19 protein-coding genes and 1 pseudogene are annotated in these 20,948 nt (G+C 72.7%); 6 read left to right on the plus strand and 14 right to left on the minus strand.

What is annotated here, in order from left to right:
• The first annotated feature begins 16 nt into the window (after nucleotides 1-16).
• The 3 genes from ACZ4A5_RS10960 to ACZ4A5_RS10970 all read left to right on the plus strand — a co-directional run bounded on the left by ACZ4A5_RS10960 (nucleotide 17) and on the right by ACZ4A5_RS10970 (nucleotide 1,116).
• Nucleotides 17-103, plus strand: coding sequence for a putative leader peptide (locus ACZ4A5_RS10960; RefSeq protein ID WP_361520831.1), 87 nt, complete (start codon nucleotides 17-19; stop codon nucleotides 101-103).
• Nucleotides 104-199: 96 nt separating this feature from the next.
• The gene (locus tag ACZ4A5_RS10965) at nucleotides 200-745 is read left to right on the plus strand and encodes a cupin domain-containing protein (protein ID WP_467581260.1); all 546 of its coding nucleotides are present in this window, start codon (nucleotides 200-202) and stop codon (nucleotides 743-745) included.
• Nucleotides 742-1,116: a rhodanese-like domain-containing protein gene (locus ACZ4A5_RS10970; RefSeq protein WP_467581176.1), complete on the plus strand. Its 375-nt coding sequence runs from the start codon at nucleotides 742-744 to the stop codon at nucleotides 1,114-1,116. Before ACZ4A5_RS10965 ends, ACZ4A5_RS10970 begins: the two co-directional genes overlap by 4 nt.
• Nucleotides 1,117-1,460: 344 nt before the next feature.
• Here the strand turns inward: ACZ4A5_RS10970 and recX are convergent.
• The 4 genes and pseudogenes from recX to ACZ4A5_RS10990 form a co-directional block, all read right to left on the minus strand.
• Nucleotides 1,461-2,207 (minus strand): annotated as a pseudogene (recX, locus tag ACZ4A5_RS10975) (recombination regulator RecX); the annotation flags it as partial.
• Nucleotides 2,089-3,207, minus strand: coding sequence for a recombinase RecA (recA, locus tag ACZ4A5_RS10980; protein WP_467581179.1), 1,119 nt, complete (start codon nucleotides 3,205-3,207; stop codon nucleotides 2,089-2,091). The pseudogene recX and the gene recA, both read right to left, overlap by 119 nt.
• Nucleotides 3,208-3,383: 176 nt before the next feature.
• Nucleotides 3,384-4,562, minus strand: coding sequence for an AI-2E family transporter (locus ACZ4A5_RS10985; protein ID WP_467581182.1), 1,179 nt, complete (start codon nucleotides 4,560-4,562; stop codon nucleotides 3,384-3,386).
• Nucleotides 4,563-4,601: 39 nt separating this feature from the next.
• Nucleotides 4,602-4,796, minus strand: coding sequence for a DUF3046 domain-containing protein (locus tag ACZ4A5_RS10990; protein WP_095578978.1), 195 nt, complete (start codon nucleotides 4,794-4,796; stop codon nucleotides 4,602-4,604).
• 80 nt (nucleotides 4,797-4,876) lie between these two features.
• On the opposite strand from ACZ4A5_RS10990, the gene ACZ4A5_RS10995 reads away from it, so the two are divergent.
• From ACZ4A5_RS10995 to ACZ4A5_RS11005, 3 genes are all read left to right on the plus strand, one after another.
• Complete coding sequence (locus ACZ4A5_RS10995) at nucleotides 4,877-5,797, plus strand: hypothetical protein (protein ID WP_467581186.1); 921 nt, start codon at nucleotides 4,877-4,879, stop codon at nucleotides 5,795-5,797.
• A gap of 73 nt (nucleotides 5,798-5,870) precedes the next feature.
• Entirely contained in the window at nucleotides 5,871-10,616 is a 4,746-nt protein-coding gene (locus ACZ4A5_RS11000) for an ATP-dependent helicase (protein ID WP_467581188.1), read from the plus strand.
• Between the two features lie 46 nt (nucleotides 10,617-10,662).
• Entirely contained in the window at nucleotides 10,663-11,466 is an 804-nt protein-coding gene (locus tag ACZ4A5_RS11005; RefSeq protein WP_467581190.1) for a DNA-formamidopyrimidine glycosylase family protein, read from the plus strand.
• A gap of 15 nt (nucleotides 11,467-11,481) precedes the next feature.
• Here the strand turns inward: ACZ4A5_RS11005 and ACZ4A5_RS11010 are convergent, their stop codons facing one another.
• The 10 genes from ACZ4A5_RS11010 to ACZ4A5_RS11055 all read right to left on the minus strand — a co-directional run bounded on the left by ACZ4A5_RS11010 (nucleotide 11,482) and on the right by ACZ4A5_RS11055 (nucleotide 20,809).
• On the minus strand, nucleotides 11,482-11,775 hold the full coding sequence (locus ACZ4A5_RS11010; RefSeq protein WP_467581193.1) for a hypothetical protein: 294 nt from the start codon (nucleotides 11,773-11,775) through the stop codon (nucleotides 11,482-11,484).
• A gap of 105 nt (nucleotides 11,776-11,880) precedes the next feature.
• On the minus strand, nucleotides 11,881-12,093 hold the full coding sequence (locus ACZ4A5_RS11015) for a hypothetical protein (RefSeq protein WP_467581196.1): 213 nt from the start codon (nucleotides 12,091-12,093) through the stop codon (nucleotides 11,881-11,883).
• 72 nt (nucleotides 12,094-12,165) lie between these two features.
• Nucleotides 12,166-12,636, minus strand: a complete 471-nt coding sequence (locus ACZ4A5_RS11020) for a Dps family protein (protein WP_467581199.1) — start codon at nucleotides 12,634-12,636, stop codon at nucleotides 12,166-12,168.
• A gap of 172 nt (nucleotides 12,637-12,808) precedes the next feature.
• A complete protein-coding gene (locus tag ACZ4A5_RS11025; protein ID WP_467581202.1) occupies nucleotides 12,809-13,192 on the minus strand; it encodes a helix-turn-helix domain-containing protein in 384 nt (127 codons plus the stop codon).
• Nucleotides 13,193-13,301: 109 nt separating this feature from the next.
• Nucleotides 13,302-13,835, minus strand: a complete 534-nt coding sequence (locus ACZ4A5_RS11030; RefSeq protein ID WP_467581205.1) for a CinA family protein — start codon at nucleotides 13,833-13,835, stop codon at nucleotides 13,302-13,304.
• Nucleotides 13,832-14,479 (minus strand): CDP-diacylglycerol--glycerol-3-phosphate 3-phosphatidyltransferase, encoded by a 648-nt coding sequence (gene pgsA, locus ACZ4A5_RS11035; protein ID WP_467581208.1) that lies wholly within the window; start codon nucleotides 14,477-14,479, stop codon nucleotides 13,832-13,834. Before pgsA ends, ACZ4A5_RS11030 begins: the two co-directional genes overlap by 4 nt.
• Nucleotides 14,476-15,993, minus strand: a complete 1,518-nt coding sequence (gene rimO / locus ACZ4A5_RS11040) for a 30S ribosomal protein S12 methylthiotransferase RimO (RefSeq protein ID WP_467581210.1) — start codon at nucleotides 15,991-15,993, stop codon at nucleotides 14,476-14,478. The genes pgsA and rimO overlap by 4 nt, the downstream gene beginning before the upstream one ends.
• Before the next feature lie 150 nt (nucleotides 15,994-16,143).
• A complete protein-coding gene (locus ACZ4A5_RS11045) occupies nucleotides 16,144-16,980 on the minus strand; it encodes a helix-turn-helix domain-containing protein (protein WP_398875077.1) in 837 nt (278 codons plus the stop codon).
• Nucleotides 16,981-17,234: 254 nt separating this feature from the next.
• Nucleotides 17,235-20,021, minus strand: coding sequence for a DNA translocase FtsK (locus ACZ4A5_RS11050; protein WP_467581215.1), 2,787 nt, complete (start codon nucleotides 20,019-20,021; stop codon nucleotides 17,235-17,237).
• Nucleotides 20,022-20,125: 104 nt separating this feature from the next.
• Nucleotides 20,126-20,809 (minus strand): response regulator, encoded by a 684-nt coding sequence (locus ACZ4A5_RS11055; RefSeq protein ID WP_467581217.1) that lies wholly within the window; start codon nucleotides 20,807-20,809, stop codon nucleotides 20,126-20,128.
• Nucleotides 20,810-20,948: the final 139 nt, after the last annotated feature.

Here is a 20,948-nt window from a genome sequence, read left to right on the forward strand (position 1 = left end):
TGGTTGACTACGGAACGTGACTGACAGTGGCGCGCGTTTCTGGCGGAGGGTCCACCTCGACCTCGTCCGCTACGCGGGCTGTGTCTGTCGTCCGTCCTGCTGATCCGCTTCCTCTTCGCGTGGCCACGCCGAGTGCTGCCGCGCGCTTCTTCGCGATCACTCAGGACGGTCTTCTGTGTTTCTTCCGCTGCCCGTACCCGTGCCGTCGGCCCGGCACACGTCAGCCGTCGTCTCCCCCGCGGCCACGTCCGCGGCGCCCTCCGCCTCCGAACTCCTCGACTTCGCCCGCACGACGGCCGCTGACACCGCGCTGGTCGCCTCGCTGCCGCTCGACCCCGAGGGCCGCACCTGGATGCGGCTGCCGGGGCCTGGCGGCAGCGAGGCATGGCTGATCGGCTGGCCGCCGGGGGCCGGCACCGGCTGGCACGACCACGGCGGTTCCCACGGCGCCTTCGCGACGGCCGCCGGCGGGCTGACCGAGCAGTCGCTCGCCGCCCAACTGCCCACGGAGGGCTGGAAGGTGCTGGAACTGGCCGACGGCGTCGACCGCGAACGGCAGCTCTCTGAGGGGCAGGGCCGGGCCTTCGGCCCGCACCATGTGCACCAGGTGTTCAACGCCTCGCGGACCGGGCACGCGGTCTCCGTGCACGCCTACCACCCGCCGCTGCCGATGATGCGGCGCTACAGCCGCACCGGGCAGGTGTTGCGGCTGGAGCAGGTCGAGTGGCCGAAGGAGTGGGCATGAGGGTCGAGGAGTTGCTGGCCGCCGCCCGTGCGGGCCTGGACCGGCTCGGCCCCGTGGAGGCGGCCGCGGTCCAGGCCGGTGGCGGGCTGCTGGTCGACATCCGCTACGCGGCACTGCGGGAGCGTGACGGGCTCGTCCCCGGTGCGCTGGTCGTGGAGCGCAATGAACTGGAGTGGCGGCTCGACCCGTTGAGCGAACACCGGGCGGCGGAGGCCACGGGGCACGATCTCCGCGTGGTCGTGTTCTGCGACGAGGGCTACGCCTCCAGCCTCGCCGCGGCGTCCCTGCGCCTGCTGGGCTTTCACCACGCCACGGACCTGACCGGAGGCTTCCAGGCATGGCGGGCAGCGGGACTCCCGGTGCGTCACTGACGGCGCGAGGCGGGCGGGGGCCGGGCCCGGGCGCTTCATGCACGCCGACGGGGTGGATGAGGTCCGCGGCCGGAACCGGAGGCCGCGATCGCCCCCCATGGCACGAGATCAGGCCGGGGCCGGGGCGAGGGCAGCCGGAGCCGGGACGCTTCGTGCACCACGCGCAGCGCGAGGCCGAGCCGGAGCCGGGCCAGGAGCCGGGCCTTGGACGGTCTCCGCCGGACGCCTCGTACGGCCCACGCACGGCACGAGGCCCAACCGCCTGAGCCACGCCGGAGGCGGTCGGAACCGGGCCGGACGCAGTCGGGGCGGGACGCTTCCGGGCCGCCCGGGCTCCACCGGGCTCAGGCGTCCGGCAGATAGTGCTCCAGCAGCTCCGCTTCCTCGCCTTCCTCCTCCAGGGCCCGGCGCACCACGCGCAGGGCCAGGCCCTCCGCGTACCCCTTGCGGGCCAGCATCCCGGCGAGGCGGCGCAGCCGCTTCTCCCGGTCCAGGCCGCGCGTGGCCCGCAGCTTGCGCTCGACGAGCTCACGCGCCGTGCGCTCCTCCTGCTCGGAGTCGAGCTGCCCGACCGCTTCGTCGATCACCGCGGAGTCCACCCCCTTGGTGCGCAGCTCGCGCGCCAGGGCCCGGCGGGCGAGCCCCCGGCCGTGGTGCCGGGACTCCACCCACGCGCCGGCGAACGCCGCGTCGTCGATCAGGCCCACGTCCTCGAACCGGGCCAGCACCTCTTCCGCCACCTCGGCCGGGATCCCCCGCTTGGCGAGCGCGTCCGCGAGCTGCTTACGGGTGCGCGGGGATCCGGTGAGCAGGCGCAGACAGATCGCCCGCGCCTGCTCCTCCGGCCGTGGTGGTGTCCCGTCCCCGGCCCTCGACGAGGAGGGGGCACCGCCACCGGTCCGGTCGTCCGTACCCGTCTCCGGCAGGTCTTCTGCCTCCGGCCTCGGGTACTCCGATCGCCGTGTCACGGGATCAGCTCTTGGCGGACGTGGCCTTGGCCGCCTTGCCCGTGGACTTCGCCGGGGCCGGGACCGACTTGGCCGGCTCGGCCGTGCCCGCCGCGTCCGCGCCGGGCTCGCCCGCCGGGGCCTCGGGCCTGGGGCCGACGCCCAGCTTCTCCTTGATCTTCTTCTCGATCTCGTTGGCGAGGTCGGGGTTGTCCTTGAGGAAGTTGCGGGCGTTCTCCTTGCCCTGGCCCAGCTGGTCGCCCTCGTACGTGTACCAGGCGCCGGCCTTGCGGACGAAGCCGTGCTCCACGCCCATGTCGATCAGGCCGCCCTCGCGGCTGATGCCCTGGCCGTAGAGGATGTCGAACTCGGCCTGCTTGAAGGGCGGCGAGACCTTGTTCTTGACGACCTTGACGCGGGTGCGGTTGCCGACGGCCTCGGTGCCGTCCTTCAGCGTCTCGATGCGGCGGATGTCCAGGCGCACCGAGGCGTAGAACTTCAGGGCCCGGCCACCGGTCGTCGTCTCCGGCGAGCCGAACATGACGCCGATCTTCTCGCGGAGCTGGTTGATGAAGATCGCGGTGGTCTTCGACTGGTTGAGCGCGCTGGTGATCTTGCGGAGCGCCTGGCTCATCAGGCGCGCCTGGAGGCCGACGTGGGAGTCGCCCATCTCGCCCTCGATCTCCGCGCGCGGCACGAGCGCGGCGACGGAGTCGATGACGATCAGGTCGAGGGCGCCGGAGCGGACCAGCATGTCCACGATCTCCAGCGCCTGCTCGCCGGTGTCCGGCTGGGAGAGGATGAGGTTGTCGGTGTCGACGCCCAGCGCCCTGGCGTACTCCGGGTCGAGCGCGTGCTCCGCGTCGACGAAGGCGACGGTGCCGCCGGCCTTCTGGGCGTTGGCCACGGCGTGCAGGGTGAGGGTGGTCTTACCGGAGGACTCCGGTCCGTACACCTCCACGACACGGCCGCGGGGCAGCCCGCCGACGCCGAGGGCGACATCGAGCGCGGTCGACCCGGTGGGGATGACCTCGATGGGCTCGTTCGGCCGGTCGCCGAGACGCATCACGGCGCCCTTGCCGAATTGCCGTTCAATCTGTGCGAGCGCGGCGTCCAGCGCCTTCTCGCGGTCGGTGCCTGCCATGGGTTCCACCCGGTTTGCTTGAGTCGATCGCTTCACGTCAACGACGCTAGCGCCTGCCACTGACAATGGGCCCGGGCGTCCCCCCTGGCCTGTGGATAACTCGTCTCCCAGAAGGCCCGGAACATCCATGAGAATGGATGTTCGATTTTGGTGTCAAGCGCACCACGCCGCCCCCGTCACCGCTCGCGCAGCGCCCGCAGGAGCCGGGCCAGGGCCGAGGAGCGCGGCCCGTCGTCCGCGCGCCGGCCGTGCACCCGCGGGTCGTCCGTGACGTCGTACCGCTTCACGTAGGTCCCCAGGAAAGCCTGAAGCGTCGCGGTCACCGGGATGGCGATCAGCGCGCCCACCGCGCCGAGCAGCGCGGTGCCCGCGATCACCGACCCGAAGGCGACGGCCGGGTGGATGTCCACGGTCCTGGCGGTGATGCGGGGCTGGAGCACATAGTTCTCGAACTGCTGGTAGACCACGACGAAGCCGAGCACCCAGACCGCGTACCAGGGGTCCACGGTGAAGGCGATCAGCATCGGCAGGGCGCCCGCCAGATAGGTGCCGATGGTGGGGATGAACTGGGAGACGAAGCCGACCCAGATCGCGAGTGCCGGGGCGTAGGGCACGCCCAGGATCTCCAGCAGCACATAGTGCGCGATGCCGGAGACCAGCGCCATCAGGGCGCGCGAGTAGAGATACCCGCCGGTCTTCGCCACCGCGAGCTCCCAGGCGCGCAGCACTTCCGCCTGCCGGTTCGGCGGCAGGACGGAGCACAGGGCACGGCGCAGCCGGGGCCCGTCGGCCGCGAAGTAGAACGAGAACAGCACCACGGTCAGCAGCTGGAACAGCCCCCCGAGGACGGTGGCGGAGATGTCCAGCACGCCGCCCGCGCTGTTCTTCACGTACTTCTGGAGCCAGTCCGAGTGCAGCACGGACCGCTGGATCTCCACCCGGGAGAAGTCGGTGCGGAACGTCCGGTTGACCCAGCCGATCACGGAGTCCACGTACGCGGGGAAGTTCTCCACCATCGTCGTGATCTGGTCGGCGAGCATCGAGCCGAGCAGGGCGAAGAAGCCCGCGACGGCGACGGCGATCCCCAGGAGGACCAGGCCGGTCGCGAGCCCGCGCCGCATGCCGCGCGCGGACAGCCGCGCCACGGCCGGCTCGACGGCCAGGGCGAGGAAGAACGCGATCAGAATGTTGATCAGCAGGCCGACGAGCTGGTGGAAGGCCCAGCTCGCCAGCTGGAAGCAGGCGATGAGGGCGAGCGCCACCACCATCGCCCGGGGCAGCCAGCGCGGCATGCGGGCGTCGGCGTCGGGTCTGGGGTGCGGATCCGCTTCCGGAGCGGTGTCATCTGCTGCCACGGGGCAAGTGTGGCCTATAGGGCGAATCGCCCCGCGTGGTCAGCGCCGGTCGTCGGGGATCTCCAGTGCCCTGCACACCCCGCGCCAGACGTCCTTGGCGTTCCAGCCGGCGTCCAGCGCCTCGTGCACGGTCCTCCCGCCGAGTTCGGACATCACATGATCGCGCGCGAAGGAGTCGGCGTACGCCGCGCCGAAATAATCCGCCATCCGCTGCCAGAAGACCGTCAACCGCATGCGACCAGTATCCCGCCCCTGAGAGTGCAGCCGGGCACGAGCCGCTGACCGGCGGCGCATTCCCCCCCTACGGTCGGACCATGGCCCGATCCGGAGCATCCCCCGTAGCCCGCGCCGAGCAGTTCATCTGGCTGACCGCCCGCGTCCTCGAGCAACGAAGATTCGCGTTCCACTTCCTCGGCGGCGGGCCCGACGCCGTCGAGGCCGCCCTCACCGCCTACGTGGGGGACGACGGGGGGTACAGCTACGCCCTGGAGCCCGACCTGCGCGGGCCGGTGAGCCAGCCGCTGCACACCGCGCACGCGCTCCATGTGCTCGACGAGATCGGCCGCTGCGGCGACCGGCGCGTCGAGCGCGTCTGCCGCTATCTGACGGCCGTCTCCACCCCGGACGGCGCCCTGCCCGCCCTGCACCCCTCACTGCGCGGCTATCCCACGGCGCCGTGGATCCCGGTGGTCGACGACCCTCCGAGCGATCTCCTCGCAACCGGCCCCGTGGTGGGACTGCTGCACCGCAACGAGGTGTGGCACGCGTGGCTGTTCCGGGCCACCGACTTCTGCTGGGCCTCCGTCGAGTCCCTGTGCGCCGGCGCGAAGACCCATCCGTACGAGGTCGAGGCGGCCGTGGCCTTCCTGGACGGCGCCCCCGACCGCCCGCGCGCCGAGGCGGCGGCGGAGCGGCTGGGCCAGGTGGTCCGGGAACAAGGGCTCGCGCTCCTCGATCCCGAGCGGGCGGCGGAAACGGCTGTCCCCGACGGCTACGCCCCGGGCGAGCACCACTTCGCGTACGACTTCGCCCGGACTCCTGGGTCCCTGGCCCGCCGCTGGTTCTCCGACAGCGAGCTGGACCGGTCGCTGGACTTCCTCGCCGCTGCCCAGGAGGAGGACGGCGGCTGGCCGATCCGGTGGCGGGAGTGGGCGCCGGGCACGAGGCTGGAGTCCCGGCCGATGGTGACCATCTCCGCACTGCTGACCCTGCGCGCCTACGGCCGGATGTCGTGACGCAGCTCTCCCCACGGCAGCACTGACCTGCGGATCCGGGCCATTGTCAGTGGTGCGGTGCACGATGGTGGGCATGGCGGACGACAGTGCGGCCGGCCGAGCGGCCGAAGCGGTGGGCGACCCGGCGGAGGCCCTCACGGGGTTCTCCCCCGCGACACGTGCCTGGTTCACGGGGGCGTTCACGGCGCCCACGACGGCGCAGAGTGGTGCCTGGCGGGCGATCGGCGAGGGTTCCGACGTGCTCGTGGTGGCCCCGACGGGCTCCGGCAAGACGCTGGCCGCCTTCCTCGCCTCACTCGACCGGCTGGCGAGCACGCCGCCGCCCGCGGAGCCGAAGAAGCGCTGCCGGGTGCTCTATGTGTCCCCGCTCAAGGCCCTCGCCGTCGACGTCGAGCGGAATCTGCGCAGTCCGCTCACGGGGATCCGGCAGGAGTCCGTCCGGCTGGGCGTGCCCGAGCCGGAGATCCGGGTGGGCATCCGCTCCGGTGACACCCCGGCCACCGAGCGGCGGGCGATGGTCAACCGGCCGCCGGACATCCTGATCACCACTCCCGAGTCGCTGTTCCTGATGCTCACGTCCGCCGCGCGGGACGCCCTAGCCGGGGTGGAGACCGTCATCCTGGACGAGGTGCACGCGGTCGCGGGCACCAAGCGCGGCGCGCATCTGGCCCTGTCCCTGGAGCGCCTCGACACCCTCCTGCCTCGTCCCGCCCGGCGCATCGGCCTGTCCGCGACGGTCCGGCCGGTCGACGAGGTGGCCCGCTATCTCTCGCCACAGCGCAGGGTGGAGATCGTCCAGCCGTCGTCCGGCAAGGAGTTCGACCTCTCGGTGGTCGTCCCGGTGGAGGATCTCGGGGAGCTGGGCGGTTCACCCGCCCAGGAGGGCGGCGACGGCAGGGAGAAGGCGTCGATCTGGCCCCACGTCGAGGAGCGCATCGCCGACCTCGTCCAGGCCCACCGCTCGACCATCGTCTTCGCCAACTCCCGCCGCCTGGCCGAGCGGTTGTGCAACCGGCTCAACGAGATCGCCTACGAGCGCGCCACGGGCGAGCCCCTGCCCGAGCACCACTCCCCGGCCGAGCTGATGGCCGAGTCCGGTGCCGCCAGGGGCGCGCCCCCGCTGCTCGCCCGCGCGCACCACGGCTCGGTCTCCAAGGAGCAGCGGGCGCTGGTGGAGGAGGATCTCAAGGCGGGCCGCCTCCCCGCCGTCGTCGCCACGTCCAGCCTGGAGCTGGGCATCGACATGGGCGCGGTCGACCTGGTCGTGCAGGTCGAGTCCCCGCCGTCGGTCGCCTCCGGCCTCCAGCGGGTCGGCCGGGCCGGCCACCAGGTCGGTGCGGTCTCCACCGGCGTGGTCTTCCCGAAGTACCGGGGCGATCTGGTGCAGGCGGCCGTGGTGACGGAGCGGATGCGCGAGGGGGCCATCGAGGCGCTGCGCGTCCCCGCCAATCCACTGGACGTGCTGGCCCAGCAGATCGTCGCCATGGTGTCCATGGACACCTGGGACGTGCAGGAGCTGCTGGCCGTGGTGCGGCGGGCGGCCCCCTTCGCCGCCCTGCCCGAATCCGCCTATACGTCGGTGCTGGACATGCTCGCCGGGCGCTATCCGTCCGACGCCTTCGCCGAGCTGCGGCCCCGCCTCGTGTGGGACCGGATGGCCGGTACGGTCACCGGCCGTCCCGGGGCGCAGCGGCTCGCCGTCACCTCGGGCGGCACCATTCCCGACCGCGGTCTGTTCGGTGTCTTCCTGGCGGGCGCCGACCCGAAGAAGGGCGGCGGCCGCGTCGGGGAGCTGGACGAGGAGATGGTGTACGAGTCGCGGGTGGGCGACGTCTTCACCCTCGGCACCACCTCCTGGCGCATCGAGGACATCACCCGCGACCGGGTCCTGGTGAGCCCCGCGCCGGGCGTCCCCGGCCGGCTGCCGTTCTGGAAGGGCGACCAGCTGGGCCGCCCGCTCGAACTGGGCCGCGCGCTCGGCGCGTTCCTGCGCGAGATCGGCGGCCTGGCGCCCGACGCCGCCCGTGAGCGGCTCACCGCGGCGGGCCTGGACACCTGGGCCGCGGAGAACGTCCTGTCCTATCTCGCCGAGCAGCGCGAGATCTGCGGGCATGTGCCGGACGACCGGACCGTCGTCGTGGAGCGGTTCCGTGACGAGCTGGGCGACTGGCGCGTCGTCGTCCACTCACCGTTCGGCGCCCAGGTGCACGCCCCCTGGGCGCTGGCCCTGGCCGCGCGGCTGACGGAGCGGTACGGCATGGACGCCCAGGTGATGCACGCCGACGACGGCATCGTGCTGCGCCTGCCGGACGCCGAGCTGATGGACCTCGGCCTGCTCGACGCCGACCCGTCCCTGCGCGGCATGGAGTACGACGCAGACCGTTCCCCGGTGGGCGCCGCCGACGTCACCTTCGACAAGGGCGAGATCAGCCAGATCGTGACCGATCAGGTGGGCGGCTCCGCGCTGTTCGCCTCCCGGTTCCGCGAGTGCGCCGCCCGCGCCCTGCTGCTGCCCCGCCGCGACCCGGGCAAGCGCACCCCGCTGTGGCAGCAGCGTCAGCGGGCCTCCCAGCTGCTCCAGGTCGCCGGGGAGTTCGGGTCGTTCCCGATCATCCTGGAAGCCGTCCGCGAGTGCCTTCAGGACGTGTTCGACGTCCCCGGCCTGACGGAGCTGATGGGCGACATCGAGGCCCGCCGCGTCCGCCTGGTGGAGGTGACCACCGCGGAGCCCTCCCCGTTCGCCCGCTCGCTGCTGTTCGGCTACGTCGCGCAGTTCCTCTACGAGGGCGACTCCCCGCTCGCGGAGCGCCGGGCCGCGGCCCTCTCGCTGGACTCCCGGCTCCTCGCCGAGCTGCTGGGCCAGGCCGAGCTGCGCGAGCTGCTCGACGCGGACGTCCTCACCGAGCTGGAGCGCGAGCTCCAGTGGCTGACCGAGGAGCGCCGGGCCAAGGACGCCGAAAGCGTCGCCGACCTGCTGCGCATCCTCGGCCCGCTCACCGGGCCCGAGCTGGCCGCGCGGGGCGCGGAGCCGCAGTGGGCGGAGGAGCTGGCGGCCGCGCGCCGGGCGATCCGCGTCCGGATCGCCGCGCAGGACCACTGGGCGGCCGTCGAGGACGCCGGGCGGCTGCGGGACGCCTTGGGCACCGCGCTGCCGGTCGGTGTCCCCGAGGCGTTCACCGAGCCGGTCAAGGATCCGCTCGGCGACCTCCTCGCCCGCTTCGCCCGTACGCACGGCCCGTTCACCTCCCCGCAGGCGGCCGCCCGCTTCGGGCTCGGCCCGGCCGTCACCGACGGCGCGTTGCAGCGGCTCGCCGCGAACGGCCGTGTCGTCCAAGGCGAGTTCCACCCCTCCGGCATCGGCCAGGAGTGGTGCGACGCCACGGTCCTGCGCCGGCTGCGGCGCCGCTCGCTGGCCGCGCTCCGGCACGAGCTGGAGCCGGTGCCGCCCCGGACGCTGGCTTCCTTCCTGCCCCAGTGGCAGCACGTCGGCACGCACAGCCTGCGCGGTGTCGACGGGCTGGTGCGCACGATCGAGCAGTTGCAGGGCGCGCCGGTGCCGGCCTCCGCCCTGGAGAAGCTGGTGCTGCCCGCCCGGGTGTCGGACTTCTCCCCCACCATGCTCGACGAGCTCACCGCCGCGGGTGACGTCGTGTGGGCCGGCGCGGGTGCCCTGCCGGGCAAGGATGGCTGGGTCTCGCTGCTGCTCGCGGACGCGGCTCCCCTGCTGCTGCCCGCTCCGCATCCGCTGGAACTCTCCCCCGTGCACCAGGCCGTGCTCGACGCCCTGTCGGGGGGTTATGGCCTGTTCTTCCGTCAGATCGCCGACCGGGTAAGGGCGGTGGACCCGGGCAGCACGGATCCGCAGATCGCCGAAGCCGTGTGGGACCTCGTCTGGTCCGGCCGGCTCACGAACGACACCCTCGCCCCGCTCCGCGCTCTCCTGGGCTCGGGCAGGACGGCGGGTTCCACCGCGCACCGCGCCAAGCGCGCCGCGCCGCGCGGGCGTTACGGGTCCTTCACCGGCCGGGTGGCCCTCGCGACGGCACCCACGGCATCGCGTAGCGGGCCTCCCACGGTGGCGGGCCGCTGGTCCCTGCTGCCCCCGCGCGAGCCGGAGCCGACGCACCGGGCCCACGCCCTCGCCCGTACGCTCCTCGACCGGCACGGTGTGGTGACGCGGGGAGCGGTGGCGGCCGAGGGCGTGGAGGGCGGTTTCTCCGCCGCCTATCGCGTGCTGTCCGCCTTCGAGGAGAGCGGGCAGGCCCGCCGGGGTTACGTCGTCGAGGGCCTGGGCGCCGCGCAGTTCGCCATGGAGGGCGCGGTCGACCGGCTGCGGGCCATCGGCACGGCACGCGAGCGGACGGGCGGTGACGCCCCCGAAGCCCCGTGGGGTGACGCGGCCGCCCGCAAGGGCGCGCGCCGCCGGGCGGTCGTCCTCGCCGCCGCCGACCCCGCCAACGCGTTCGGCGCCGCGCTCCCCTGGCCCGAGCCGCCCGCCGGCTCGACCCACAAGCCCGGGCGCAAGGCCGGCTCGCTGGTCGTGCTCGTCGACGGTGCGCTGACGCTCTATGTGGAGCGCGGCGGCAAGACCCTGCTGGCGTGGCCCCAGGAGGAGGGCGCCGAGGCGGCGGAGCCGGACGACCCGGGGCTCGCCGAGGCCGCGACGGCCCTGGCCGAAGCGGCACGCGCGGGCGCGCTGGGCACCGTCACCGTCGAGCGCGTCAACGGCTCCCCGGCGCTCTCGTCCCCCCTGGGGGCGCTGCTGGAGACGGCGGGCTTCCACGCCACACCGCGCGGGCTGCGGCTGCGCGCGCCCTGACCGGGTCACGGCCCCCGGCCGGGGCCGGTGACGGCATCATGGCGGCATGCCCGAAGGAGACACGGTCTGGCGCACCGCCCGCACCCTGCACCAGGCCCTCGCGGACCGCCCGCTCATCCGCTCCGACCTGCGCGTGCCCAAGCTCGCCACCGTCGACCTCACCGGCCGTCGCGTCATCGAGGTCGTGCCGCGCGGCAAGCACCTGCTCACGCGCGTCGAGGGCGGCCTCACGCTCCATTCGCACCTGCAGATGGACGGCGCCTGGCGGGTCTACGCCGCCGGGCACGTCTGGCGCGGCGCGCGGCACCAGATCCGCGCCGTGCTGGCCAACGCCGAGCACACAGCGGTGGGCTACCGCCTCCCCGTCCTGGAACTGCTGCGCACCGCCGACGAGTCCGCCGCCGTCGGTCACCTCGGCCCGGATCTCCTGGGCCCCGACTGGGATCCGCAGGAGGCCCTGCGAAGGCTCCTCGCCGATCCCGCGCGCTCCGTCGGGGAGGCGCTGCTCGATCAGCGCAATCTCGCCGGGGTCGGCAATGTCTACAAATCCGAACTGTGCTTCGTCCTGCGGATCTCGCCGTGGCTCCCCGTCTCGCGCGTCCCCGCCCCGGAGCGGCTGATGGCGCTCGCGAAGAAGTTCCTGGAGGCCAACAAGGCCCGGCCCGCGCGCATCACCACCGCCGACCACCGTCCCGGCCGCCAGCTGTGGGTGTACGGGCGCGCCGACCAGCCGTGCCGCCGCTGTGGCACGCTCCTGCGCTCCGCCGCTCAGGGGCCGCCCGGACAGGAGCGCCCCACCTACTGGTGTCCGCACTGCCAGCCGGCACCGCGCATTAACCCGAACGAGTGAAGCGGCCCGGCTCCGTCAGCGGTTCTCCGCACCCCGCCACACCCGGGCGACGAGCCGCCGCACCGGGCCCCGCGGCGGGCGGCGGGTCCAGGGCACGCAGTGCACGGGCAGCAGGCTGAGCCCCCAGCCGCCCGCGACGACCAGGCCCTCCACCGGACCTGCCCGCTCCGGCTGTGCGAACAACCGCAACGCCGCGCACCACCACACCCCGCCGAGGACCACCGCCGCCGCCCAGCCGGCCGGCCCCCGCGAACGGCACCGTCCGCCGGTGCCGCGCCGTATCCCGTCCCAGAAGTCATGCCGGACCATGGCTGCCTCCTTCGGGCGACGGTAGACCGGCCGCCCCGGGCCGGGCAGAGCGCACCGGGGACCGGCGGCGTACACGGGGCGTACGCGCCTCGGGCGCCGGACCCCTCAGCCGGGCAGGCCACCGCGCAGGCGCTCGAGCTCGCGCTCCAGCTCCGTGATCCGGTGGTCGCGCCGGTGCAGTTCGACGAGCATCCGCTGCTCGCCTTCGCGGGTGCCCTCCTGGTGCACCCGCCGGACGAAGGCACCGGCCGTCGTCCGGTCGAGGCCCGAGACCACCACCAGTTCGTCCGTGAGGCGCCCCACGGTGTGCTCGTCCATGCCTCCAGGGAAGCGTGCCCGCCCGGCGCACGCCACCGGGGCCGGAAGGGCCTCAGCGGGCGGTCAGGGCGCTCAGGCGTTCTCCGCCTGGAACATCCAGTGGTGCTTCTCCAGGTCCCCGGTCAGGCCGATGAGGATGTCCTGGGTGACCGGATCGGGGTCCGCCGTGTCCGCGATGCGCTCCCGCATCCGGGTGATCACGGCGTGCAGGGCGTCGACCAGGGTCTGCACCGCCGCGGTGTCCTTGTTCCAGCCGTCGCCCACGGCGCCGATGCCGCTCGTCTTGGCGACGGTCGCCGCGCGCCCGTCCGGTGCCACCCCCAGCGCCGAGGCGCGCTCGGCGACGGTGTCGGCGTGCCCGCGGGCGCTGGCGACGACCTCGTCCAGCTGGAGGTGGACCGAACGGAAGCGCGGTCCCACCACGGTCCAGTGGACCTGCTTGGCCACGAGGGAGAGATCCACCAGATCGACCAGGGCACCCTGGAGGGCATCACCCACGATCTTCCGGTCCTGCTCGGACAGCGGGCTCTTCACAACAGACATCCGCTTCTCCTGTTCGGGCTGCTAGTCGTCCAGTTCCGTTCGGATTGCTCCCCGTTTCTCCACCATCGCACAAAGGTGCCGATGGGGCCGGAAACGCGGAGATCCCGGTCAGACTCCTGACCGGGATCTCCGATGGGAAACGTTTCTTGAACGAACGCCGTCCCGTACTCCCTCAGGCCGCCACCACGTCGACGGCCTCCGCGGGAGCCTTGATCGTCACGCGCTCTCCCGGGACGCCCGCCACGGACGTCACGGACATCGAATTGAACATGGGCCGCATCGGCGCGGGTACCGGCTCGCTCGCCGCCGCCGACTGCGCCAGCTCGGCGAGCGACAATTCGTCACTCACCTCGCGCATGACCTCGGACATCCGTACGTCCAGAGCGTCGCAGATTGCGGAGAGAAGCTCGGAGGACGCCTCTTTCTGCCCCCGCTCGACCTCGGAGAGGTAACCGAGCGAGACCCGGGCGGAAGAGGAGACCTCGCGCAGAGTGCGGCCCTGGCGCTGGCGCTGCCGACGCAGCACGTCACCCAGCAGGCGACGGAGCAAAATCATCGGTGGCTCCCTCCTTGGACCGCGAATCCGGATCCTTCACGCCCCACCGTACCGCCTCGGGCTCCGGCCGTGCGGGGAGCTATGTCGTGTTCACTCAGGGCTGCAAACATCAATTCCCCCCGTTGTGTTCCGTATCCTTTGCGCCCACGTTTTCTGTCAGTTCGCCCAGCAGCAGTTCCAGTACCGTCCGCACGCTTTCCTCACGGATCCGCGAACGGTCACCGGTCAGGGCCAGTTCCCTGGTGGCCGAGCGGCCCCCGGGCCCCGCGGTGGCGACGAACACCGTACCGACCGGCCGTCCGTCCTGCGGCTCCGGCCCGGCGACCCCGGTCGTCGCCGTGCCCCAGTCGGCACCGAGCAACGCCCGTACGCCGCCGGCCATCTGCCGTGCCACGTCCGGGTCGACGGCCCCGCGCTCGGCGAGCAGTTCGCCGTCCACACCCAGGACGTCGCGCTTCACCTCGGAGGCGTAGGCGGTGACCGAGCCGCGCACCGCGCGGGAGGCGCCCGGCGCCTCGGTCAGCCAGGCCGAGACCAGGCCGCCGGTGAGCGATTCGGCGGCCGCGACCGTCAGTCCGCGCTCCTCCAGGGCGGCAAGGACCGCGGCGGCCGTCTCGCGGACGCCGTCCGTGGCCGCGCTCATCGCACGGCGTCCCGGCCGGCCCGTTCGAGCTGGGCGGCCAGCCCGGCTCTGCGCAGCACCACGGCCTGACGCACGTAGTCGAGCCCGGTGAGCACGGTCAACGCCACGGCCACCGCCATCACCCAGAAGCGGGCAGTGGCCAACGGCCCGGTGAGCATGAGGACGTACATCCCCACGGCCACGCCCTGGGCGAGCGTCTTCATCTTGCCGCCCCGGCTGGCCGGGATGACCCCGTGCTTGATCACCCAGAAGCGCATCAGCGTGATGCCGATCTCGCGGAAGAGGATCAGGCCGGTGACCCACCACGGCAGGTCGCCCAGGCCGGACAGGCAGATCAGCGCCGCGCCCATGATCGCCTTGTCGGCGATCGGGTCGGCGATCTTGCCGAAGTCGGTGACCAGGTTGTACATCCGGGCCAGGTGGCCGTCGAACAGATCCGTGATCATGGCGACGGCGAACGCGGCCCAGGCGAACGAGCGCCAGACCGGGTCATGACCGCCGTTGTGGAGCATCAACAACACGAAGCCGGGCACGAGCAGAAGCCGCACCATGGTGAGGATGTTGGCGATGTTCCACAATCTCGCCGGCCGCCTCACGGAGGCCGGGGCATGGCCTCCAGCTGCGGAGGCCGGGATTCCGGTCATCTGGCCGCCTCCTCGGTACACCCTCCGTCGCCCAGGGGCTCGGCGACGAGATCCACGCCCTCGGTCGCCACCACCTTGGCCACCACCATGCTGCCGGGAGCGAACTCCCGGTCGGTGACCAGCCGCACCTGTCCGTCCGTCTCGGGCGCCTGGTGGGCGGCCCGGCCGAGCACGCCGTCCTCCTCGTCGATCCGGTCGACGAGTACTTCCATGGTCTCTCCGAGCCGCTCCTCCGCGCGCTGCGCGGTCAGCTCCTCGGCCAGCCGGGAGACGCGCTCCAGCCGCTCCGCGACCACCTCCGGGTCAAGCTTGTCCTCGTAGGTGGCGGCCTCGGTGCCGTCCTCGTCGGAGTAACCGAAGACCCCGATCGCGTCCAGGCGCGCACCGGACAGGAAGCGCTCCAGCTCGGCCACGTCCTCCTCGGTCTCCCCGGGGAAGCCGACGATGAAGTTGGAGCGGGCGCCCGCCTGCGGGGCCTTGGAGCGGATCTGGTCGAGCAGCTCCAGGAAGCGGTCGGTGTCGCCGAAGCGGCGCATCGCGCGCAGCACACCGGGCGCGGAGTGCTGGAAGGACAGGTCGAAGTACGGCGCGACCTTGTCCGTCGAGGTCAGCACGTCGATCAGGCCGGGCCGCATCTCCGCGGGCTGGAGGTAGCTGACGCGGACGCGCTCCAGGCCGTCCACGGCCGCGAGCTCCGGCAGCAGCGTCTCCAGCAGGCGGATGTCGCCCAGGTCCTTGCCGTAGGAGGTGTTGTTCTCGGAGACCAGCATGATCTCCTTCACGCCCTGCTCCGCGAGCCAGCGCGTCTCGCCCAGCACGTCGGAGGGCCGGCGGGAGATGAAGGAGCCGCGGAAGGAGGGGATGGCGCAGAAGGAGCACCGGCGGTCGCAGCCGGAGGCGAGCTTCACCGAGGCGACGGGGCTGCTGCCGAGCCTGCGGCGCAGCGGCGCGCGCGGGCCGGAGGCCGGGGCGACGCCCTCCGGGAGGTCGGCCGGCGGCTCCTCGGCGGGCGCCTGGTCGCTCCCGCCCTGCGCGTGACCGGGCAGCGCCACGGCGGCGGTCTGCCGCTCGGCGGGGCTGATCGGCAGCAGCTTGCGCCGGTCGCGCGGGGTGTGGGAGGCGTGGACGCCACCGGAGAGGATGGTCTGGAGGCGGTCGGAGATGTCGGCGTAGTCGTCGAAGCCGAGCACGCCGTCGGCCTCGGGCAGCGCCTCGGCCAGCTCCTTGCCGTACCGCTCGGCCATGCAGCCGACGGCGACCACGGCCTGGGTGCGGCCGCCACGGCCGTCGGAGGACGCGGTCTTGAGATCGTTTGCTTCGAGGAGGGCGTCGACGGAGTCCTTCTTGGCGGCCTCGACGAAACCACAGGTGTTGACTACGGCCACATCGGCGTCGGCGGCGTCCTCGACGAGGTCCCAGCCATCCGCCGCCAAGCGGCCTGCCAGCTCCTCCGAGTCCACCTCGTTACGGGCGCAGCCAAGTGTGACAAGAGCGACGGTACGGCGTTCGGGCATAGGGCTCAGCCTACTTTGTCCCGGAGCCGCATCCGCTGCCGAGTGGCGACGAGTACCGAGAGGATGGTCACCCGGCGGCGCGCCGCGCCCTCTCCCGCCGGCGCCTTCCGCCCCGCGCGGGCCCCGGCGGGCGGCCGCCCGGCCCGTGCCTCAGCCCGCGACCGGGTCTCCCCTGGTGTAGCTCAGCCGCTGGACCTTGCCGTCGTCCGGCAGGTTCTTCACCTGCTTGCCGTTCACGAAGAGCTGGACGGCTCCGGCGTTGCCCAGCACCAGGTCGATGCGCTTGTTGTCGGTGAAGGTCTTGGAGTCGCCCTGCTTGAGCACGCCCTCTTCCAGCAGCTTGCCGTTGTGGTCCTTGGCGGACATCCAGGTCTGGCCGTTCTGGCCGGTGAGCTTGACGGTGACCATGTTGGCGGGAACGCCGGCGATGGCGCTCTCGGACTGCTCGGGCTTGGGGTCGGCGGGCTTGGCGGGCTGGGCCTTCGCGCTCGGGGACGCCGGAGGCTTGGCGGAGGGCGAGTCGGCGGCGACCGAGTCGCCCGAGCTCTTCGCGCCGCCGTTGAAGAGGGTGAATCCCACGAAGCCGACGACGGCGACGATCGCGGCGACCATGGCGGCCGTCCAGTTGGGCCGCCGGGGCTCCGGCCGGATGCGCTCGGCGTCGAACAGCGGCGCCGCGGGGGTCGGCGCGGGGCGCCCGCCGTACTGCGCGGCGTACCGCGCGAGCAGCTCCGCCGGGTCCAGGCCGACGGTGCCGGCCAGCACGCGGATATGTCCTCGGGCGTAGACGTGGCCACCGCAGCGCGAGAAGTCGTCCTGTTCGATGGCGTGGACGATCGGAATGCGCACTCGGGTGGTCGAACTGACCTCTTCGACGGTCAGTCCTGCGCTGGTACGGGCCTGCTGGAGGGCCTGGCCGATGGAGGGCCGGTCGTCGTCCGCGGGAACGTCGGGAACATCGTCCGCGGGAGAGTTGCCGATGGACACGAGAGCGCCTTTCGAGCGTGTAGCCACCTGCTGGAGGTTCAGTCTAGGGGGGACGCGAAATCATCGGGCAAGCGGAAAGACGGACTTTGTACGCCATCAGATGACTCTCGGACGCCGATGGTGGGACATCGGCCCGCCCCCCTCTCCTCAACTCGGCGCACAGCCGAGGGAAACGGTCGGCCGGCTCCTCTTCCGGGGGGTTCCGGGCCTCCGGTGGGCGACGCCGTCGCCGGCCCGAAGGCGCCCCGCACCGGCTAGGACCCCCCGCCGCCACGGATCACCGTGAGCACCGCGTCCAGCTCGTCCGGCTTGACCAGCACGTCGCGGGCCTTGGAACCCTCACTCGGGCCCACGATGTTGCGCGACTCCATCAGATCCATGAGTCTGCCCGCCTTCGCGAATCCCACACGCAGTTTCCGCTGGAGCATCGAGGTGGAGCCGAACTGCGTGGAGACGACCAGCTCGGCCGCCTGGCACAGCAGGTCCAGGTCGTCGCCGATGTCCTCGTCGATCTCCTTCTTCTTCGCGGTGCCGACCGTGACGTCGTCGCGGAAGACGGGCGCCATCTGGTCCTTGCAGTGCTGGACGACCCCCGCGACCTCCGCCTCCGTCACGAAGGCGCCCTGCATGCGGACTGGCTTGCCCGCCCCCATCGGCAGGAAGAGGCTGTCGCCCTTGCCGATCAGCTTCTCGGCGCCCGGCTGGTCGAGGATGACCCGGCTGTCGGCGAGCGAGGAGGTGGCGAAGGCGAGCCTGGAGGGCACGTTCGCCTTGATCAGGCCGGTGACGACATCGACGGACGGCCGCTGGGTGGCGAGCACGAGGTGGATGCCGGCGGCCCGCGCGAGCTGGGTGATGCGGACGATCGAGTCCTCGACGTCCCGCGGGGCGACCATCATCAGGTCCGCGAGCTCGTCGACGATCACCAGGAGGTACGGGTACGGCGAGAGGTCGCGGCCGCTGCCCTCCGGGGGCTTGACCTTGCCGTTGCGCACGGCCGCGTTGAAGTCGTCGATGTGCCGGAAGCCGAACGCCGCCAGGTCGTCGTAGCGCAGGTCCATCTCGCGGACGACCCACTGGAGGGCCTCCGCGGCCCGCTTGGGGTTGGTGATGATCGGCGTGATCAGGTGCGGGATGCCCTCGTAGGCCGTCAGCTCGACGCGCTTGGGGTCGATCAGGACCATGCGCACGTCGTCCGGGGTCGCCCGGATCATCACCGACGTGATCAGGCAGTTGATGCAGGACGACTTTCCGGAGCCGGTGGCCCCGGCGACCAGGATGTGCGGCATCTTCGTCAGATTGGCCATCACATAGCCGCCCTCGACGTCCTTGCCCAGCGCGACGAGCATCGGGTGCTCGTCACCGGCGGCGTCGGCCAGCCGCAGCACGTCGCCGAGATTGACCATCTCGCGGTCGGTGTTGGGGATCTCGATGCCGACCGCGGACTTGCCGGGGATCGGGCTGATGATCCGTACGTCCGGGCTGGCGACGGCGTAGGCGATGTTCTTGGCGAGCGCGGTGATCCGCTCGACCTTGACGGCCGGGCCCAGCTCGACCTCGTAGCGGGTGACCGTCGGGCCGCGGGTGAAGCCGGTGACGGCCGCGTCGACCTTGAACTCGGCGAACACATTGGTCAGGGCGGCCACTATGGCGTCGTTGGCCGCGCTGCGGGCCTTCCCCGGGCCGCCGCGCTCCAGCAGCTCCAGCGACGGCAGTGAGTAGGTGATGTCGCCGGACAGCTGGAGCTGCTCGGCACGGGCGGGCAGCCCCTGCGTAGGCTCGGGCGCGGCCTTGGTGAGGTCCGGGACGCCCGCGGGCTTCCCCGCCCCGGCAGCGGCCTTCTCGCCGGTGCCGCGCGCGCCCGGCACCGCGCCGGACCGCTCGGCGCCGGCCTGCGGGACGTGCTCCGTCCCCGAGTCCCGCTCGGTGGAGATGCCGCTGCTGAGCCCGGCGACGAGCGGCGACGGCTGCACCCCGTGGAGCACCGCCCCGTCCAGCGAGGCGGCGGCCGCGGCGGCCACGTCGATGGCGTCCAGCGGCCGGTCCGCGGGGGGCTGCACGGCGCGCGGCCGACGGCGCTTGCCGAGGGCCTCCTCCTCGGCGCTCTCCACGTCCACGGGGGCCGCGGCGGCGCGGCGGGGCCGCCTGGCCGGGGCCTCGCGCCACTCGTCGTCGTACTCCGCGTACTCCGGCTCGGCCTCGTACTCCCCCGGCAGGGGCTCGATCACCCCGAGCCGGATCCCCAGCCCGCGCAGCCGCTGGGGGATGGTGTTGACCGGGGTGGCCGTGACCACCAGCAGGCCGAAGACGGTGAGCAGGACGAGCAGCGGGACGGCCAGCACCTCGCCGACCGTGACGATCAGGGGCTCGGCGGCGACCCAGCCGATCAGGCCGCCGGCGTTGCGCAGGGCCTCCTCGCCGTCGCCCCGGCCCGGCGAGCCGCAGGCCACGTGGACCTGCCCGAGGACGCCGATCACCAGCGCCGACAGGCCGATCACGATTCGCCCGTTGGCCTCGGGCCGTTCCGGATGGCGGATCAGCCGGATCGCGATGACGCCGAGGAGTATCGGGACGACGAGGTCGAGGCGGCCGAACGCGCCGGTGATGAGCATCTGCACGAGCTCGCCGACCGGACCCTGGAGGTTGGACCAGGTGCCCGCGGCGATGATCAGGGCGAGGCCGAGGAGCAGCAGCGCCTGGCCGTCCTTGCGGTGTGCCGGGTCGAGGTTCTTCGCCCCCCGGCCGACGCCGCGGAAGAGCGCGCCGACGGCGTGCGCCACGCCGAGCCATACGGCCCTGACGAGGCGGTAGACGCCACCGGTGGCGGACGGCGCGCGCTTGGGCGCCGCCTTCTTGGCGACGGCCTTCTTGGCGGGCGCCTTGCGCGGCGCTGCCGCCTTCTTGGCGGGCGCCTTGCCCGCGGGCTTGGGCGCCGCTTTCTTCGCGGGCGCCTTCTTGGCAGCGCTCCCGGGGCGTCCGGCGCGCTGCTTCGAGTTGCCCGCCGTGCTCTGGGAACCCTTGCCGGACGTACGTGAGGCCATGGTGCCGAGGTTACCGTCGACGGACGTGAGGGACACCCGCGCCTATGCGTTCACCCATTCGTGTCGCGCTCCGGCGGCGCCGAGGGTGACGCGGCGTCAGGGGGTCAGCTGGGCGAGGGGAGCGGGCTGGCGCCGCTGCCGGTGCCGGGCTCCAGGGCGTCCAGCGCCCGCCGCAGGCCGGTGAGTTTGCGCTCCAGGTGGGCCGCGGTGGCGACGGCCGCGGCGTCGGCGGACTCGTCGAGCTGCTTGGTGAGCGCCTCGGCCTGCTCCTCCACGGCGGCGAGGCGCGCGGAGAGCTCGGCGAGCAGCCCCGCGGGCTCCTGGGGCGCCGCCGCGCCGGCCCGGCCCTGCCCGCTCTCCAGCTGGAGGCGCAACAGGGCGGCCTGCTCGCGCAGCTGGCAGTTCTTCATGTACAGCTCGACGAAGACCGACACCTTGGCGCGCAGCACCCAGGGGTCGAACGGCTTGGAGATGTAGTCCACGGCACCCGCCGCGTACCCGCGGAAGGTGTGGTGCGGGCCGTGGTTGATGGCGGTGAGGAAGATGATCGGGATGTCACGGGTCCGCTCCCGCCGCTTGATGTGCGCGGCGGTCTCGAAACCGTCCATGCCAGGCATCTGGACATCCAGCAGGATCACTGCGAAGTCGTCCGTCAGCAGCGCCTTGAGCGCTTCCTCCCCTGACGATGCCCGTACCAGTGTCTGATCGAGCGCCGAGAGGATCGCCTCCAGCGCCAGCAGATTTTCCGGCCGGTCATCGACCAGGAGGATCTTGGCCTTCTGAACCATGCCCCGTCCTCCTCGTCCCGGCTTGGGGTCTCCCCAGCTCGAAGAGCCGGGGGAAGCACCGGGCGCCGCCCCAGGGGACGACTCCCTTGCGCCGCCCGTCCTTGTGCCGGTCATGGTAGCCGCACCCTGCCGGTCGCCA

It is taken from the genome of Streptomyces sp. NPDC025618 (genome assembly GCF_055558795.1).

Coding starts and splice junctions, on each gene's coding strand:
- ACZ4A5_RS10970 (WP_467581176.1), top strand. CDS start 742: ATGAGGGTCGAGGAGTTGCTGGCCGCCGCCCGTGCGGGCCTGGACCGG.
- recA (WP_467581179.1), bottom strand. CDS start 3,207: ATGGCAGGCACCGACCGCGAGAAGGCGCTGGACGCCGCGCTCGCACAG.
- ACZ4A5_RS10990 (WP_095578978.1), bottom strand. CDS start 4,796: ATGCGGTTGACGGTCTTCTGGCAGCGGATGGCGGATTATTTCGGCGCG.
- ACZ4A5_RS10995 (WP_467581186.1), top strand. CDS start 4,877: ATGGCCCGATCCGGAGCATCCCCCGTAGCCCGCGCCGAGCAGTTCATC.
- ACZ4A5_RS11000 (WP_467581188.1), top strand. CDS start 5,871: ATGGCGGACGACAGTGCGGCCGGCCGAGCGGCCGAAGCGGTGGGCGAC.
- ACZ4A5_RS11005 (WP_467581190.1), top strand. CDS start 10,663: ATGCCCGAAGGAGACACGGTCTGGCGCACCGCCCGCACCCTGCACCAG.
- ACZ4A5_RS11010 (WP_467581193.1), bottom strand. CDS start 11,775: ATGGTCCGGCATGACTTCTGGGACGGGATACGGCGCGGCACCGGCGGA.
- ACZ4A5_RS11015 (WP_467581196.1), bottom strand. CDS start 12,093: ATGGACGAGCACACCGTGGGGCGCCTCACGGACGAACTGGTGGTGGTC.
- ACZ4A5_RS11020 (WP_467581199.1), bottom strand. CDS start 12,636: ATGTCTGTTGTGAAGAGCCCGCTGTCCGAGCAGGACCGGAAGATCGTG.
- ACZ4A5_RS11025 (WP_467581202.1), bottom strand. CDS start 13,192: ATGATTTTGCTCCGTCGCCTGCTGGGTGACGTGCTGCGTCGGCAGCGC.
- ACZ4A5_RS11030 (WP_467581205.1), bottom strand. CDS start 13,835: ATGAGCGCGGCCACGGACGGCGTCCGCGAGACGGCCGCCGCGGTCCTT.
- pgsA (WP_467581208.1), bottom strand. CDS start 14,479: ATGACCGGAATCCCGGCCTCCGCAGCTGGAGGCCATGCCCCGGCCTCC.
- rimO (WP_467581210.1), bottom strand. CDS start 15,993: ATGCCCGAACGCCGTACCGTCGCTCTTGTCACACTTGGCTGCGCCCGT.
- ACZ4A5_RS11050 (WP_467581215.1), bottom strand. CDS start 20,021: ATGGCCTCACGTACGTCCGGCAAGGGTTCCCAGAGCACGGCGGGCAAC.
- ACZ4A5_RS11055 (WP_467581217.1), bottom strand. CDS start 20,809: ATGGTTCAGAAGGCCAAGATCCTCCTGGTCGATGACCGGCCGGAAAAT.